Here is a 17,066-nt window from a genome sequence, read left to right as displayed (position 1 = left end):
CCGCCTTCCAAAGACGGCCCGAGGCCGGAAACTCATTCCGGCCAGCCTTCATCGGGCATAAATGTGGAATCCCGCTCTTCGACGGTTTCATTCTTCTCCAGTCTGGCCAATGCCAGCATGGCTTTTTCGTGTCCCTGAGCCGCAGCCCGGCGATACCACTTCATTGCTTCTTCCTGATTCTTTTCCACTCCTTTTCCCCACTGGTACATTCTCGCAAGGTTATATTGGGCAGGAGCATTTTCCTGAAGAGCCGATTTAAGCATCCATCGGGCTCCCTGAACAATGTCTTTATCTACCCCCTTGCCCCAGCAATACAGATTACCGATGTTATACTGTGCGGAAGAATTTCCCAGATTAGCCGCCTTCTGAAACCAGAACAGGGCTTCTTCATAATTACGAGGTACCCCCAGTCCGTTCCGGTACATGTATCCGATGTTGTTCATGGCATCCGAATTGCCGTGAGCCGCGGCCCGGCGATACCAGTTGAGAGCAGCCTGTTCATTGCGTACAGGTCCCCAGCCGTTCTTATAAAGATTCCCCATTCCCAGCTGAGCTTTCGGATTTCCCCGGAGAGCTGCCCGGTAAAGCCAGTCCATGGCTTCTCCGAAATCCTGACGGGTACCCAGTCCATACGTATACATAAAACCGGCATTGGCCTGCGCATCGACGTGCTCCTGACGGGCAGCCATCAGAAAAAGATTCAAGGCTTCCGGAAGATCTGCCGGTCCTCCTTCACCCCGGTACAGCAGGTCTCCCAGCAGGAACTGGGCACATTTTGCCGTATCCAGGCGGGCCAGCGGGGCAAGTTCCTTGCGGGCATCCGCATAACGGTGCTCCTGATAAGCCAGCATGGCCGAACGATAACGTGCATCAATATCTCCCAGACTGAGCCGGTACAAAGGTTTCCGGAAAAGCCATCCGAAAAGAATAAGCAGGGCTATAACCCCTACAGAAATAATCCCGACGAGCAGAATCCGTTGTTTTTTCATATGCTTAAATGATTAGATTACATTGATAGAGCCTGTTTTTCAAAGACGATTCAAAGGTACTCATTCGATTGATAAAAACAAAATGAAACTGTTATCTTGTTTACTCCCGGCAAAAAGTCTGTCAACAAGGTCAGACCGGGAATCCGGGAACCTTGCTGACAGACTTTCACGGCCATTGAGCTTATAGGGTCACATCCGTCACGACCTGACCGTCGAACAGATTTATGACGCGATCGGCATAGCCGGCATCATGCTGAGAGTGGGTTACCATCACGATGGTGGTTCCTTCCTTGTTGAGTTCGGTCAGCAGATCCATCACTTCCTTACCGTTCTTGGAATCCAGATTACCCGTAGGCTCATCGGCCAGAATCAGCTTGGGATTAGTCACTACGGCACGGGCTATTGCCACACGCTGCTGTTGTCCGCCCGACAACTGCTGGGGGAAATGTTTCACCCGGTGTGCAATGGCCATCCGGTTCATGGCATCTTCTACCCTGCGTTTGCGCTCAGAGGCCGAAACACCCATATACAACAACGGCAACTCAATGTTTTCATACACATTCAGTTCGTCAATCAGATTGAAACTCTGGAATACAAATCCGATTACTCCCTTGCGCAAAGCCGTACGCTGCGCTTCGGTATACGTTGAAACATCCTCCCCGTTCAGGCGGTATTCTCCTCCTGTCGGATTGTCCAGCAGACCTAGAATGTTGAGCAAAGTAGACTTGCCGCAACCGGACGGTCCCATAATAGCCACAAACTCACCTTCCTGAATTTCAATGTTCACATTGTTCAATGCCCAGGTTTCCACCTCATCCGTGCGGAATACCTTCTGTAAATTTACTGTCTTAATCATCATCTTAATTGAATATCTAAAAACCAATAATAATCTTTTTTCCAATCCTTCTGAAGGATTATCTCACTCACAAATTTCTTTTGTACCTGCGCTGTCCCATATCCATCCGGCTTCACTCTCTCTTGATTTCTTCTACCGGATTCAACCACATAATCCGGAGGATCTGCCAGCAGGCAGTCATTCCGATCAGGCAGGCGATTACAAAAAACAGACACACTCCCCATCCCCAACCGTAAACGGACTGCAGACCGGAATCACTCAATGTCTGAATCATAGCAAGCCTCAGCACCGGATAAGTCACAACGAAAGCAACCAGAAAGATCACGACATAACCGCGTGCAAATAATATACCGATATCCCGGGGAGAAGCTCCGTTAATCTTGCGTATGGCAACTTCTTTTCTTCGTGCTTCCGCATCCATTGTAACCGAAGAATATACACTCAGGACAACCAGCAGAACACAGATGAGCGCCAACACTCCCATGGAAGATTTCATCATCCCGATTGTAGCAGCTTGTGTCTGCCGGACATCCGTCAGCCTGTGAATCTCCAGCGGTAATGTCTCCGGAACATACCGGCGACACAACGCAATGACTTGTTCCGTCACCTGATCAACATCGTTTCCGGGTGCAATCTTCAACAGGCAGGAAGCTGCCTGCGAGGAAGGGAAAAACACGGAAAGGTTGGCCTGTCCATCCAGAATTACCTGTTTGTAGAGATCCGGATATACTCCTGCAATCCGATAGCTTCTCCCGTCAAGTACCACTGTTCCATCCGTCTGTTCAGTCTGCAACAGATCTGAAAAGGATTGACAGATATAAACATATCCTTCAGTGTCGGCCTCCATCGGCTTCCCGTTCATCGGAATACGGAAGAAATCAAAATAAGCCGGATCTCCCTGAGCTACGGTAACACTCACCTTTGAATGGTCTGCCTTTTCATAAGATGTATACAGATAAGAGAACTGATTTCTGTCCAAAGTTTCATCACCCAGTGTAACCAGACGTTCAATACCCGGCAGGGCGGTCAGTCCGGAACGAATCTCATCCCAGTTCTGGCGCATACGTTCCGAATTCACCGAAAGGGAAAGACACCGTTCTTCTTCAGCAGGACTCAGAGGGGCATACGTCTTTCCGAAGAGTTCGGCATAAGACAAATGAACCACCATCATAGCTCCCAGGAAAAAGATGCACACTACAAGCTGAATGCCGATCATCAGGGAACGGAAAACATGTTTTCCGCCGGTGACAGGAATCAGACGGATCAGACTGACCTTACGGACCCGCCACACCGGAATCAGCAACAGAGGAATACAAAGCAACAAAGTTCCGAGATAAACAAGGATGTGCAGACGATAGACCGCCGAAGCAGACAACCAGAAAATGTGTTCTGCAGGAAGCCAGGTACGGGCCAGCGGCATTACCACCTCTCCCATCAGCAAGGAAAGAAACCAGGCTATGGTCAGCATGATAAATACTTCAAAAAACAACAACAGAAAAAGGCCTTTTGAACCAGAACCGACACATTTACGCAGCGCCAGTTCCCGCTGACGGACATAAAACTGCTGGAAAGTAAATTTCAGGAAATTGATCAGTCCCGATACCAGAATCAGCGAAGAAATGAAGAGCAGGAAAAACTGAACCAGATCCGTATTCCGGTTTTCTGCCATTTCCTTGAGCGAACTGGCTTCTACGATCATCGTTCCATCTCCACGTACCCAGCTGACTCCTGCCAGATATTTCTCCAACGACTCTGAAGAAACTCCCTCTTTACTCAGGGCATACATCTGCAGCCAGGTCTTCGGCTTCATCTCCAGAGGGAACCAGCATTCCGTTCTCGGAGAACCGCCTTTCTCTTTCTCTGCCACCACATTCACGATGCGATAATCCGTAATACCATTTGCCGGAGTCAGCGAAGCCAGCCGGACAATCCGTCCGACAGGATTCTCACTGCCGGCCATCCGGCGGGCAAAGGAAGTGGAAACAATGATTTCATCTTCCCGTTCCGGCAGACGGGAACCGTAAAGCAGAGGCAGTTTCCAGAAAGGGAAAGTAGCAGGAGTCGCAACTTTATAAGTTACCTTGTACGGCGTTTCGCGCCCGTCCTTTTCCACCACTTCCACCTCCATTTCAGCCTCATAAGAGAAAACGGCCCAACCTTCCAGCATACCGGACGTCTGACTTTTCAGTGCCCGGAAATCTTCCTCCACGCAGGGAACATCACCGGCAAAATCCTTTTTACTGATCATCAGCCTCATAGCCCGTTCACCTCCGATATATTCTTCTTCCTCACCCACTGTATACACAAAACACAGCATGAACGAGAAAGTCAGAATCCCGATGGCCAGACACAAAGCTGAAATCAAATGTTGTGTCTTGTTTTTTCTCAGATTGCGCAGAGCTACTTTCAAATAGTGTAATATCATCTTAACATAATTTGATTCGTTCTTATATAATTTGTTTCTTTCATATTTCTTCCGTTTCTTTCAACAGAATGCATGAAGGAGCTTACTTCTACAAACGATCCGGAGACTTTCTGCAAAGGTTTTGCCTGTATCGTCCTGACAAAACTGTTGTTTCGACCAGATGAAACTTTTGTTTCGACTAGGTGGAACTTTTATTTCATCTTAGTGGAACTTTTATTTCGCCCTGGTGGAACTGTTGTTTCGACCTGGTGGAACTCAAGTTTCGTACTGATGAAACACGCGATTCGTCTGCTCATTGAGCCCGGATCGTCTGCCCGCTCCGTCACTCCCGTTTAATCTCTTCAGCCGGATTGACCCGTGAAACCTGCCAGATGCGGAAGGCTACCGTGATGGCGACAAACAGGGAAACCAGCAGGAAAATACAAAGATAGAACCCTGCCCCGTGATGGAAGAAAACCGTATACATGCCGCTGAGTGCACGCAACAGGAATTCCACCAGCGCAAATCCCAGTACAGCTGTCAAAGCCAGCAGAATGATATAGAAACGCGCGAAGAGCATTACGATCTGCCGTACACCGGCTCCGTTGATCTTACGGATAGCCATTTCCTTCCGGCGAGATTCCGTATCAATGGTCACAGCCGAATAGACTCCCAGCAGTGAAATAACCAGAGCAACCACCGAGAAGAACAGAATAACCCCACGCAACTTGAATTCCAGTACCTGCGATTCACTTATGTCATCCATAAAGGTCCCGATCCGGACTTCCACACTTTCCGGCAGATTCTTCTTCAGGATCGTCCGGATTCCCTCACGTACGGCTTCAGCCTGTCCGTCCTTACACTTCACATAACAATGTCCGCAATAATCATCAAAATCGGTCAGCATAAAAATAAATCCTTCGCTCTCGCGGTATACATTGGTTACAAAAGTCTGACAGACTCCCTTGACCAGATAGGGCGTTTCATCAAAATTATAAAGTGGTTTTCCCAGAACTTCCTTTCCGATCCGTTTGGACAATGCTTCATCTGCCACCAGATCTGCAGGCTCGCGGACTGATTGTCCCGACAACATCGGAATGTGCATGAAGTGGAAGAAACCCGACGTAATGCGCATGACATTTACAGCTACATAACTGTCCCTGTTGCCTTTCTCCGTAAACATACCCGTACTCGACATGCCTTTCAGATAGTTGACATCCGAAGGAAGTACCTCCATTACTCCCGGAAGAACTTCAAACTGATGGATCAGATCTTTCTTCTGGGCCGCATTCATAAAGGAGAAATCCATCGGAACACTCAGAATCTGTTCTTTTTCCCGGATGGTCAGTGTGTTGAACAAAGTGCGTCCTGTCATATCCGATTGCAGGTAAAGAGCGGCTGCCAGCGAAATGAATACCCAGCAGATAAACAGCTGTATGCCCAGCAACATATTCCGCAACCGCCTTTTTCCACTCCGACGCACACCGCTGACCACTCCGGCATGTACAGAAATACGGCGTACCTTCCACACAACAAACAGGCAGAGCAGAGCAGAAACAGCCAGCAGACCTGCCAGATATTCAAAGGTCTGTTTCATCAGCTCAATGGAATCAATCTGTAAGGATATGTCTGTCACTTCCATTTGAAGCCAGGGATCCATGACTTCAATACAGATGCAAGTCAACAGTCCTGCCAGCAATATCAGCAAAGCCGATTGTACAAACAACTGAAGAAAAAGTCCGGAAGCAGTAGCTCCTGTCATCTGCCGGATACAGAACTCACGGACACGGGTCAGGAAAGATCCGACCATCAGATGATAGAAATTAAGCAAAGCCACCAACAGAATCAGCATTCCGGCTATGCCTGTCACCAGAGCTATTACCGGAAGAGCACCTTTCTCCAGAAGTCTGGCTCCCATCGGATAAACGGCCACATTGTAGTCCCTGTCAAAATAATGGTGAGTCACCTTGCTCCTGCGGAATTGTTCATTCAGGTCTTGCGGCGTTACTCCTTCCCGAAGCAGGGCAAACGTTTGCGAACCGATGACCGAATAACGGGCATCGCTCTGTATGATTCCTTCTGAATCGTTCAAGCTAAACATATCCAGACGGCTCAGAAAAGAAATGCTGTTGTTCATCGGAATATCCGCAATGACCGCCTGTACGGTATAGACTATGCCGCCGGTACGGGGAGTGGAATCGGGCGAAGTGGACAGCCGGCGGGTCATCACCAGCTGCTTTCCGATTGCCTGACGGATATCACCATATACCCGTCGTGCCATGCTTTCAGTCACGACCAGTGAGTTTGGTGTCACCTTGGCAACGGCAGCCGAACCGCACAAAACCTGGGGAGCCAGCACCTGAAAAAAGGATGAATCCGTCTCTGCCACATTGAAAGTGTAAGGCAGCTGTTTACCGTCTTTCACCTCCACATTGAAAGGCCGATCCCTATAGGGATGGTCAACCACACAGAAGGCTTCAATCCCGTCCTGCTTCTTCAGACGCAGTTCCTCGGCAAGAGTGACAGGTGTAGACATTGACACCCCCTTGTCATTTTCCTCATAAAGGCTCAGCTCAGCAATCCGGTCATAATTCTCAAAACAATGATCGAGATCGTAGACATAGCGGACCAGGTAAAGGCAAATGCTGAAACACAGCAAGGCTACTCCCACTCCTGCTAAAGAAATCAAATGTTGTGTCTTATATTTCCACAGATTGCGCATGGCAACCTTCAAATAGTGTCTGATCATAATACTTCTTTTTTCTAGTTTTCATTCTATTCACTTCTCATTACATTTGCCGGACTGATGCGGGTTGCCTTACGGACTTGCCAGAGCAAGGTTCCGATGGAAATCAGGCCGACCACAAGCAAAGCCAGCAGGAAAATACCGGCATTCAGTGAAGCCTTGACCACCATATCGAGGGTGTACAGATGGATAACATATCCTGACAAAGGAATGGATATCAGAAATGCTCCGCCCAGAATCAGCAGATATTTCCGGAGCAACAGACGGTAAAGATCCGACAGACGTGCTCCATGTACCTTACGGATCGCTATTTCACGATAACGCTGGCGAATGTCGAACAACGAGATACCGAACAGTCCCAGGCAGGAAACCACAATGGCCATGAAAGCAAATGCACTGTAAAGAACAGCCAGCTGGCGGTCGGCTGCATACATCTGTTTTACCTTGTCGGAAAAAAGTATATACTCAAATTCTTCCATACCATATGCTTCACGCTCCACTTTCTTCAGGTAATCCAGCACTGCCGGCAGACGTCCCGGACGGAAAGAGATGCTGTAGATATCACCTGAAGAGCGTTTCATGACCTGAAATATCATCGGACGTACGCCGGTACTGATATGTCCGTCGTAGTAATCATCAATGACTGCCACAATGGGATGCAGCTTCGGATTGCTGCCTCTTTGCTGGTCAGATTCTGCTATGACATAAGCCCCCTGGCAGGAATCATATCCAAGAGCCTTCAGGCCGGCCCGGTTGACAACGTAATAATCCTCATTTCCCTCATCTCCAGTCAGCGAAGGAAGACTTCCCTCCACAACATGAAGATCATAAAGCCGGAAGAAAACAGGACTGGCATACCATATATGCAGAAAAGCCTTGCGACCGTCCTTTCCGATGAAATTGGTTCCATAGTCACTCGGAGCCAGGCAGGAATAATCCACCATCCAGCAGTCAATATCCGGACATTCTCCCACCATGGCATCAATCTGACGGACCCGGTTCCTGCGGACCTCGATACTTTCCTTATCAGGATAGGAAGAATAATCCTTTGACTCGTGTACAAGACTGGCCACCAGAATATTCTCCGTCCGGTATCCGGGATCCGTGTGCAGCATCAGATCAAGCTGGCGGTTGAAATAGATGGCTATGACAACCAGCAGAAAGGTTACTGTATATTGCAGGAACAGCAGAAACATACGTGCACGTACCGAACGGTTGCCTGTACTGACAGAACGTATGCTGACAGAAGGCTGGATACGGGTAAAACGGAAATAAGGATAAAGAGAAGCCACCAAAGGCAAAAGAAACAGCAGGGCCAGAGAAAGCTGCCAGTCGAATGCCGTATAGGGAAAACTGAACCCAAAGAAGTGTTCCACCGGTATCCGGGTAAGTTCAATCAGTCCCCAGGCAAGCAGGACGGCAAAAGCCGACAGCAGCAGGTTCTCCACAAAAATATGGGAAAACATCCGGAATTTTCCTGCACCGAACACCCTGCGTATGCCGTACTCATGGGTACGCTTGAGCATAAAGATCAAATAAAGATTGATAAAGTTCAGAATGCCTGTCAGCAACAGAAGTACACAGAGACTGATAAAGATACGAAGCTGCGCCCGGTCGCCCCAGACATAAATATGCCCCTCCTCCGTTGTTTTCAGTCCAGACCAATAGCATTCTTTCAGGGGAACCAGACTGAAGGTGTACATACGCGTATCATCCGGCCAGTGCGGATTGACCCGGCGAGGATAACTTCCAATGCGGTTAATCTGGTCCATGTCTGCCCCTGCTACGAAACGATAAAGTTCAAGCGGCATCCGCTCCCAGTGATTAGAAGGAGTGTCAGGCAAGAGAAGATCAAAATTCAGCCAGGCCTTGTTCTCGGGCTTGGCAATCACTCCCTTGACCACAAAATCCTTTCCATTGGAATAACGGATGGTTTTGCCAATGGGATTCTCTTTGCCGAACAGTCTGTGTGCATAACCCTCGGTCAGTATAACCGATGAAGGATCGTTCAGGTCTTGCTCTCCCTGCACCGTACGGAAAGAAAACAGGCGGAAAAAGGTACTGTCCGTAGCCAATGCCGCACAAGAGTAACGGTGACCGTCGCTGATCAGATAATCATTGTCCAGCGGAGTGAAGCGACAAGTTACATCAATCAGCTCCGGAGCAATCAGGATACTGTCCTGATAGACTGAATAAGCTCCCCAGTATGAATTGCCCTCCATATCTACCCGGACTGCATAGACTTCGTTCCGATCCACACAATGCACATCAACCGTATATTCGCGGTGAATGTAACGGAGCAGCACAATACAGCAGGCCAGGCTGAATGCCAGTCCCAGCAGATTAATCAAGGTGTAAGAACGTGCGCGCAGTAAAAAGCGCATTGCATATTGAAATGTTTTCATGAGTTTCTCAATTTATTTTTATCGTTTATTTCACTTCCAGTTCTTCTGCGTCGCCAAAGGTATCATATCCTGTCGTAATAACCCAATCTCCGGGCTGTAAACCTTCGGTAATTTCATATTGCAAGGGATTCTGACGGCCGATGACAACCGGTACTTTCACGGCGCGTGTCTTGTCTTTGTTCAGCTTGTAAATCCATTGTCCGCCGGTCTGCTGATAAAAATTTCCCCTGGGAATAACGACGGCCTGTTCAGGTTGTCCCAGCTCGATCTGTACCCGGAAGCTTTTCCCCAGCCGGACATTGTCGGGCATCTCTCCGGTAAATACCAGATCAACCTCAAAGGTGCGGTCCTTGACTTCAGGAACCACCTTGCTCACTTTCAGCGGATATTTCTTGTCTTGCCAGATAATGGTGGCGGGAAGTCCGGTCGTCACCCGGTCAATATAGTATTCACTCAGCGACGTGTGGATCTTGAACTGATCCAGCACCTTTACTTCCGCAATATTTTCTCCTTCAGCAACCTGCTGGCCGGGAGTCACCTTGACGAAACTCAGCTGACCGTCGAGCGGAGCACGAACCACCAGATCTTCCATCCGCTTCAACGAACGTTCCAGTTTCTTGTATTCCCTTTCCCGGTCGTTGCGAAGCAGTTCTTTCCGGATTACGGTCATGGCTGAATCGCTTCGCAGACTTTCCATCTGCAGGCGGGTTGACTCGGTCTTGTAACGGAATTCATCTTCCGACACCTCCAGCTGGGCCTTACTCCGGATACCCATGGCATATTCTTCTTTCTCCAGTTCAAAATTTTTCTTCAGCTTGTTCAGATCATAAGCCGCCTGAAGAGACTGCTGACGGAGAGTTAAAGTCTTCTGCTCCATCTCCAGAGCTTTCTCCTGATAAGAGATGCGCTGCTTTTCCCATTCGTCCCGCTGATCCTCGATATCGTGCATCAGGTGGGCATTCGACAGGATCAGAATCGTATCGCCCTGTTTCATCAGACTGCCTTCTTCGGCTACAATACGCTCTACATTTCCTGCCTCCCGCGTATTGACCAGCAAGGTCAGTATGGGCTGTACCACTCCTTCCACATCTACATATTCCAGGAAATCGGTGTGTTTCACCTCTTCCATACGTACATTTTCGGCATCAATCCGCAGCCGGTGCGGAGAGAGCGCCAGCACAATGACATACACCAGACCTGCTACTGCCAGTCCGCCTCCGGCCAGGTAATAACGGTAACGGATGTACCATGCTTTCTTTTCCAGTTTAATATCCATAGTCGTTTTTCATTTAATGCAGGTTTTTAAATTTCAGGGAGACACTCGGCCAACGGCAATTTGCGTTGGAAATCGTACTGTGTCATGCTGCGCAGGCCATAATATAAGGTCCAATAGTTCCTCAAGGCTGCAATGTAGTTTCGTCGTGCCGTATCTTTTTCCGTTGTGGCTGCATTCAGGTCAAGTACAGTCGATTTGCCCATCAGGTACATCCGGCGTGCCACTTCATAGCGCCGCCAGGCGGTCTGGTCTGTCTTGGATGCCACACGTACCTGATAAGCCTGCAGATTAAACTGCCGGACCATCTTCCGTACATTGAGTTCAAAGTCTGTAACAGCTTGCCCGACTTGTGTGTTGACCAGTTCCACGTTTGACTTCGCAACACGCACTTTACCCCGTCCGCGTCCCCAGTCAAGAATCGGCAGAGATAAGGTCAGACTGACGTATTGCTGATCCAGGGGATCCCGGAAAGATTCGTTGAACCGTTCAGCAGTCTGCGATAAACCGAACCGCAGATACAGGTCGGCTTTAAGTCCGGCATTGGCCCTTGCCGAAGCCAGCTGACTGCGGCTTTCCAGTTTCTTCCGTTCATAGGAGTCTATTTCGGGACTATGCTCATAGGCCTGCTTCAAGGCTTCATCCAGCGATACCTCAAACTCTGCAACGCTGTCCTCCGGAATCACCTGCAGCTTTTCGTCACCACGTATGCCCAGAAAAGAACGGAAAGTCAGCATAGCGTCTTCCACTTCAATCTGAGCTTTCATGACATTGGTCTCCTCATTCAGCTTGTTGACCTCAAGCTGAAGCATTTCATTTTCCGTAATGTTACCGATGTCATAACGTCCGCGGGCATACCGGTACAAGGTATCTGCCGATGCAAATTTGACCGGGCAATATCCAGATTGGCCTGTGCCGTAGCCAGATCGAAAAACAGTTCACTGGTTTTTGAGGCAATCAGTTCCAGTGTTTCCGCATAAGTCTTCTTGGCTTCCCGGAAGCGGAGAGGCTCAATGCGCCGGTCCCATTTCAGGGAGTTGTACCCAAACAGAGACTGCTGGTAGCCGATAGTGAACGGCTGTGTGTTATACGCTGTTGTTTTTCCTTCCAGCTCATCCATACGCTGCGCCGAGGCCGACAGAAACAGACTTCCTCCCGTAAACCAGATATTCTGGTTGATCTCCAGATTGAGATCGGTGATCAGCTGGTTCTGACGAAGGTAAAGCTCCGTTCCGTCAGGCTGGGTTACCTTATTGATCTGCCGGTTAAGATAAGGAGAAGAACTCAGGTTCACCGAAGGAAGATAATTGGCGCGAAACGAACGGTAGCTCCAATAAGCTGCCCGATAGGTATGACGGGCTGCCTGTGCTTCAGGTGAATGTTCCTGTGCAATCCGGATGGATTCCTGCAAGGTCAGCACCTGCCGTTCCTGCCCCATCAGTACAAGCGGGCAACAAATCAGTAAAACGATCCAATAATTCTTCATACAGTATACTTTTACATACATTTTCATAAAATAGAACTGCGAAAACCGTGCCACAACGATAATTAACTAAAATACAGAAAGTTTCATAAAACCCGCTTTCAAAAAGGTGTGCGGATACGCACAAATTTGGTGCGAATACGCACATACAGCACATGAAAATAAAATGTAACTTTGCGAAGGAAAACCTACAACACATGGAACAAAAAGGAAAAATACTGATTATTGACGACAACGAGGACGTGCTCTTTGCGCTCAACCTGCTGCTGGAACCTTATGTAGAAAAAATTAAAGTAACCACACAGCCCTCCCGCATCGAACATTTCATGACGACCTTTCATCCCGATGTTGTTCTGCTGGATATGAATTTCCGGCGTGATGCCATCAGCGGACAAGAGGGATTTGATTGCCTGGAACAGATCCAGCATCTGGATCCGCAAGCTGTGGTCATCTTCATGACGGCGTATTCAGATACGGACAAAGCCGTCAGAGCCATCAAGGCAGGAGCGACTGATTTTATCTCCAAACCCTGGGAAAAGGAAAAATTGCTGGCAACCCTTTCTTCGGCCATTCAGCTGAGTCTGTCCCGCAAGGAAGTCGGACGTCTGCAGGAACAGGTGAGTGCCCTGAAAGGCGATGAGACCATCCCCGAACTGATCGGTAACTCACCGGCTATGTCGAAAGTCAAGGAAACCATCTATAAATTGTCGGACACTGACGCCAACATTCTGATCCTGGGAGAAAACGGAACGGGGAAAGATCTGGTTGCCCGCCTGCTGAAACACTTTTCGCCCCGGTCAGGAGATGCCTTCATCACCATTGACCTGGGAAGTATACCCGAACAGTTGTTTGAGAGTGAGCTCTTCGGTTATGAGAAAGGTGCTTTCACGGATGCCCGCAAGGCCAAGCCCGGACGAATGGAAGTGGCTTCGGGAGGAACACTTTTCCTGGACGAGATCGGCAACCTGCCACTGGCCATGCAAGCCAAGCTTCTGACAGCTATCGAGAAGCGGTGCATCACCCGTCTGGGCGCAGTCAGTCCCATAGATATCAATGTCCGGTTGATCTGTGCCACCAATGCAAATCTGAGAGAACTGGTAGAGGAAGGAAAATTCCGGCAGGATTTGCTTTACCGCATCAATACCATCGAGCTGCATATTCCTCCGTTGCGTGAACGCGGAGAGGATATTCTCCTGCTGGCCGAACATTTCCTGAACGGATATAACCGGAAATACAAGAAAGAGATACGGGGGCTGACCCGTGAAGCCAAAGCTAAACTTATGCGCTACTCCTGGCCGGGAAATGTCCGCGAACTGCAACATACACTGGAACGGGCTGTCATTCTGAGTGAAAACAACCAGCTTCGTCCGGATGATTTTTTCTTCCCTGCCACGGATAAAAGCCGTAAGGAAGACGAGGATGAAGAACTGAATCTGGAAAAAGTGGAACGCCGTACAGTGGAAAGGGCACTCCGGGCAAGCGGAGGAAACATGAGCCGTGCGGCCGAACTTCTGGGAATCACACGTTATACACTTTATCGGAAACTGGAAAAACTGGGATTATGAAACGCTACCTTTTCTGCCTGACAACGCACATTGCCGGTATTGTTCTGCTGACGGCATGTGCCCTACTGGCCTTCCTTCACGAAATGTGGTTCTGCAGCATTACCGCCGTTCTGCTGACGGTGGGTACCAGCTTCAGCCTCTATCGCATTCAGATGCGGCAGACTTCCATGATACAGCGTATCGTGGAATGCATGAAACGGAACGATTTCAGCCAGACAGCCTCCCCGTCTTTCAGCGACCGGGCTATGCAGGAACTGACCAATGATCTGTCGGAAGTGTTGAAAGGAATCCGCAACCGCATGCTGGATGAGGAAGTGAAACTTCAATATTACGAGAACCTGCTGGACAAAGTAGACACGGCTGTCATCGTGACGGATCATCAGGGACGTGCAGAGTGGATGAACAAGGCCGCCCGTCCCCTGCTGGGAGAACATAAACAACTTCCCGGACAGGTGCTGGAAGCATTGAGAAAAAAACAACAGGTGGCACACCTGACCATTCAGGATCTTCCGATGGATCTGGCCATTGCCTCTTCCGTCATCCACCTGCAAGGAAGAGAACGGTGGATCATCAGCCTGAAGAATATCCATTCAGCCCTGGAACATACGGAAATGGAAGCCTGGCAGAAACTGATCCGGGTACTGACCCACGAGATTATGAATTCCATCACCCCCATCATCTCACTGGCTGAGACTTTGAGCGAGAGAAGCCGGGAGAATCCACACGACGAACGTACCCGAACGCATATACAGAAAGGACTGGAAGTCATTCACCGCCGCAGCAAGGGACTGCTGGAATTCGTGGAAAACTATCGCAAACTGACTCGGATTGCTCCTCCCGTCAGGGAACAGATCTCGGTTCAGGCCTTCTTCGACGACCTGCGGCGGCTCTACCCTTCTCCCCTCTTTCACTTCACAGCACCTTCCGGCCTCACCTTCCTGGCCGACCGGATTCAGATGGAACAAATCTTCATCAACCTGCTGAAGAATGCTTCCGAAGCCTGCATCCATACGCCGGACGCAAGCGTGGAGATCAGTGCCCAGCCCGTCAGAGAAGGCATATCGCTGGTTGTTTCCGATAATGGAGAAGGAATGCTTCCTGAAGTAACCGAACGGATCTTTGTACCCTTCTTCACCACCAAGCCCTCCGGATCGGGCATCGGTCTCAGTCTCTGCAAACAGATCATCACCCTTCATAACGGACGCATCCAGGTACAGTCGCAACCAGGGAAAGGCAGCAAGTTTACCATTATCTTACCACAAAACAACCTGCCTTCATGAACTTTCATCCATCCTCTCATTCCCTGACCAGCGGCAGCATCACCGGAAGTATGCTCCGCTTTGCCTTTCCGCTCATGCTCGGCAATCTGCTCCAGCAATGCTATAACATTGCAGATACCCTGATTGTCGGACGCTTCCTGGGAGCCCAGGCTCTTGCCGCAGTCGGCTCTGCCTATACCCTCATGGTCTTCCTTACCTCCATCTTTATCGGCCTGTGTATGGGAGGCGGGGCGGTTGTCTCCCTGCAGTTTGGCGGCAAAAACTATGCAGGAATCAAACAAAGCCTGCTGACTTCCCTTTTTCTGATCGGAGGAATTACTTTATTGATCAATATCCTGGTGATACTGGGCATCCATCCTATCATCCGACTCTTACAGACTCCACCTGAACTGGAAGAAGTCATGTATGATTATCTGATCGTCATATTCCTGGGATTACCCGGAACCTTCCTCTACAATTACTATGCCTACCTGCTGAGAGCCGTAGGAAACTCTGTGGTTCCCCTGCTCTTTCTGGCTGTTTCCGTGGTGCTCAATATCGGACTGGACTTCCTTTTTATTCTGGGATTTCAATGGGGAGTAACGGGGGTTGCCGTAGCCACTGTCGCTTCACAGTACGTTGCAGCCATCGGGCTTTGCTTTTATACCCTACACCATTTCCCGTTTTTCCGCCTGCAAAGATCAGATTTGCATTACGACCGGAAAAGCCTGCGTGAGATTCTGTCGTTCTCTTCACTGACCTGCATCCAGCAGTCCATCATGAACCTGGGAATTCTGATGGTACAGGGACTTGTCAACAGTTTTGGTACAGGAGTAATGGCTGCCTTTGCCACTGCCGTTAAAATAGATTCGTTTGCTTATATGCCCGTACAGGATTTCGGAAATGCTTTTTCTACCTTCATTGCGCAGAATTTCGGAGCCGGGAAAACCGAACGTATCCGGAAAGGAATCCGCAGTGCCGTTCTTGTCACCACCATCTTCTGCCTGCTGCTTTCCGTTCTTATCACAGGAGCTGCCCGACCTCTGATGCAGCTTTTTGTTTCGGCTCAGGAAGAAGAGATTATCCGCATCGGCATGGACTACCTGTATATTGAAGGAAGTTTCTATCTGGGAATCGGCTATCTATTCCTTCTATACGGATATTACCGGGCTGTACGCATGCCGGGAATGTCGGTGGTTCTGACCATATTCTCACTGGGTACGCGCGTAGCACTGGCCTACATTCTGGCAGCCATTCCGGCAATCGGAGTAAAAGGCATCTGGTGGTCCATCCCCATCGGCTGGGCACTGGCCGATCTGGTCGGATTCGTTTATTATCGGTTTACATCAAACCGTTGTCGTTCAAAATAGAACTCTGTGCCAGATAATCCGGAGTTCCTGCATAGATGAACATCACACTTCCTCCCTTGATGGCATCAATAATGGGACGGGAAAGCTTCTGGGGAACAGCCGGACAGCCGAAACTCCGTCCCAGTCTTCCGCCCCTGCTGGCAACAGCAGGATCGGCATACGCTGCTCCATGCATCACGATGGCCCGCTCCCGGGCTTTGTCATTGACACCTTTCTCCAGTCCATCCAGGATAAGAGAATAACCGTTTTTTCCCTGATAAGTAGTTCCGGTCAGATAAAAGCCCAGGGAACTCTTATAGGAGCCATATTCATTGGAAAAGGAAGTCGCATAGTTTTCTCCACTGTTCTTTCCGTGAGAAACAACCGATGCAAACAGTAACTTTTGCTTTTTCATGTCGAAGACAAACAGGCGTTTCTCGGTCGAAGGCTTGGAAAAATCAATGAGCGTCAGCACATCCCGCTTCCTGTCCTTGATCTTTTTATATCCGGCCACTGCCTGCCGGAAAGCTTCCTGACTCACTATTCCCTCCAGTCCCATTGCCTGGTAAAGACTGACTGATGCATCAGCTTCCACAACAGTTTTCAGGTCATTGCGTTCCGCATCGCGCAAAGGATCGTCTGCCCGAAACAGCATTCCGGGAAGAAAAAAGAAAAAAGCAGATAAGATGATTCGACGCATAAGATAATTTCTTGAAAAATAACGGGTGCAAAGTTAC

At 49.2% G+C, this 17,066-nt stretch carries 10 protein-coding genes and 1 pseudogene; 3 read left to right on the top strand and 8 right to left on the bottom strand.

The features are described 5' to 3' along the window. Window positions 1–32: 32 nt before the first annotated feature. The 7 genes and pseudogenes from BACCOPRO_RS02595 to BACCOPRO_RS02565 all read right to left on the bottom strand — a co-directional run bounded on the left by BACCOPRO_RS02595 (window position 33) and on the right by BACCOPRO_RS02565 (window position 12,159). Complete coding sequence (locus BACCOPRO_RS02595) at window positions 33–989, bottom strand: tetratricopeptide repeat protein (protein WP_008140644.1); 957 nt, start codon at window positions 987–989, stop codon at window positions 33–35. 181 nt (window positions 990–1,170) lie between these two features. Next, window positions 1,171–1,845: an ABC transporter ATP-binding protein gene (locus BACCOPRO_RS02590; protein ID WP_022277441.1), complete on the bottom strand. Its 675-nt coding sequence runs from the start codon at window positions 1,843–1,845 to the stop codon at window positions 1,171–1,173. 112 nt (window positions 1,846–1,957) lie between these two features. Continuing rightward, window positions 1,958–4,270 carry an ABC transporter permease gene (locus tag BACCOPRO_RS02585; RefSeq protein WP_008140638.1) on the bottom strand — a complete coding sequence of 771 codons (2,313 nt, stop codon included), beginning with the start codon at window positions 4,268–4,270 and terminating at the stop codon, window positions 1,958–1,960. A gap of 322 nt (window positions 4,271–4,592) precedes the next feature. After that, on the bottom strand, window positions 4,593–6,998 hold the full coding sequence (locus BACCOPRO_RS02580) for an ABC transporter permease (protein ID WP_008140635.1): 2,406 nt from the start codon (window positions 6,996–6,998) through the stop codon (window positions 4,593–4,595). 26 nt (window positions 6,999–7,024) lie between these two features. After that, window positions 7,025–9,400, bottom strand: coding sequence for an ABC transporter permease (locus BACCOPRO_RS02575; RefSeq protein ID WP_008140633.1), 2,376 nt, complete (start codon window positions 9,398–9,400; stop codon window positions 7,025–7,027). A gap of 25 nt (window positions 9,401–9,425) precedes the next feature. Next, the gene (locus BACCOPRO_RS02570) at window positions 9,426–10,676 is read right to left on the bottom strand and encodes an efflux RND transporter periplasmic adaptor subunit (protein ID WP_008140632.1); all 1,251 of its coding nucleotides are present in this window, start codon (window positions 10,674–10,676) and stop codon (window positions 9,426–9,428) included. Between the two features lie 26 nt (window positions 10,677–10,702). Then, a pseudogene (locus BACCOPRO_RS02565) lies at window positions 10,703–12,159 on the bottom strand (TolC family protein). 194 nt (window positions 12,160–12,353) lie between these two features. Here BACCOPRO_RS02565 and BACCOPRO_RS02560 point away from each other — a divergent pair. The 3 genes from BACCOPRO_RS02560 to BACCOPRO_RS02550 are packed head-to-tail and all read left to right on the top strand — an operon-like array spanning window position 12,354 to window position 16,350. Then, window positions 12,354–13,721: a sigma-54-dependent transcriptional regulator gene (locus tag BACCOPRO_RS02560; protein WP_040311075.1), complete on the top strand. Its 1,368-nt coding sequence runs from the start codon at window positions 12,354–12,356 to the stop codon at window positions 13,719–13,721. Continuing rightward, the gene (locus BACCOPRO_RS02555) at window positions 13,718–15,001 is read left to right on the top strand and encodes a sensor histidine kinase (protein WP_008140624.1); all 1,284 of its coding nucleotides are present in this window, start codon (window positions 13,718–13,720) and stop codon (window positions 14,999–15,001) included. Before BACCOPRO_RS02560 ends, BACCOPRO_RS02555 begins: the two co-directional genes overlap by 4 nt. Further along, the gene (locus tag BACCOPRO_RS02550) at window positions 14,998–16,350 is read left to right on the top strand and encodes an MATE family efflux transporter (RefSeq protein ID WP_040311074.1); all 1,353 of its coding nucleotides are present in this window, start codon (window positions 14,998–15,000) and stop codon (window positions 16,348–16,350) included. The genes BACCOPRO_RS02555 and BACCOPRO_RS02550 overlap by 4 nt, the downstream gene beginning before the upstream one ends. On the opposite strand, the gene BACCOPRO_RS02545 is transcribed toward BACCOPRO_RS02550, so the two are convergent. Further along, complete coding sequence (locus BACCOPRO_RS02545; protein WP_008140620.1) at window positions 16,322–17,029, bottom strand: murein L,D-transpeptidase catalytic domain family protein; 708 nt, start codon at window positions 17,027–17,029, stop codon at window positions 16,322–16,324. The two genes, BACCOPRO_RS02550 and BACCOPRO_RS02545, sit on opposite strands and share 29 nt — an antisense overlap. Between the last annotated feature and the right edge of the window lie 37 nt (window positions 17,030–17,066).

It is taken from the genome of Phocaeicola coprophilus DSM 18228 = JCM 13818 (assembly GCF_000157915.1).
Taxonomy (GTDB): Bacteria; Bacteroidota; Bacteroidia; order Bacteroidales; family Bacteroidaceae; genus Phocaeicola; species Phocaeicola coprophilus.
The sequence above is the reverse complement of the archived record's forward strand: the minus strand, read 5'-3'. Positions and strand labels throughout refer to the sequence as shown.

Bases quoted from the DNA above. Each gene is read 5' to 3' on its own strand.
- BACCOPRO_RS02595 (WP_008140644.1), bottom strand. From the start codon at position 989: ATGAAAAAACAACGGATTCTGCTCGTCGGGATTATTTCTGTAGGGGTT.
- BACCOPRO_RS02590 (WP_022277441.1), bottom strand. From the start codon at position 1,845: ATGATTAAGACAGTAAATTTACAGAAGGTATTCCGCACGGATGAGGTG.
- BACCOPRO_RS02585 (WP_008140638.1), bottom strand. From the start codon at position 4,270: ATGATATTACACTATTTGAAAGTAGCTCTGCGCAATCTGAGAAAAAAC.
- BACCOPRO_RS02580 (WP_008140635.1), bottom strand. From the start codon at position 6,998: ATGATCAGACACTATTTGAAGGTTGCCATGCGCAATCTGTGGAAATAT.
- BACCOPRO_RS02575 (WP_008140633.1), bottom strand. From the start codon at position 9,400: ATGAAAACATTTCAATATGCAATGCGCTTTTTACTGCGCGCACGTTCT.
- BACCOPRO_RS02570 (WP_008140632.1), bottom strand. From the start codon at position 10,676: ATGGATATTAAACTGGAAAAGAAAGCATGGTACATCCGTTACCGTTAT.
- BACCOPRO_RS02560 (WP_040311075.1), top strand. From the start codon at position 12,354: ATGGAACAAAAAGGAAAAATACTGATTATTGACGACAACGAGGACGTG.
- BACCOPRO_RS02555 (WP_008140624.1), top strand. From the start codon at position 13,718: ATGAAACGCTACCTTTTCTGCCTGACAACGCACATTGCCGGTATTGTT.
- BACCOPRO_RS02550 (WP_040311074.1), top strand. From the start codon at position 14,998: ATGAACTTTCATCCATCCTCTCATTCCCTGACCAGCGGCAGCATCACC.
- BACCOPRO_RS02545 (WP_008140620.1), bottom strand. From the start codon at position 17,029: ATGCGTCGAATCATCTTATCTGCTTTTTTCTTTTTTCTTCCCGGAATG.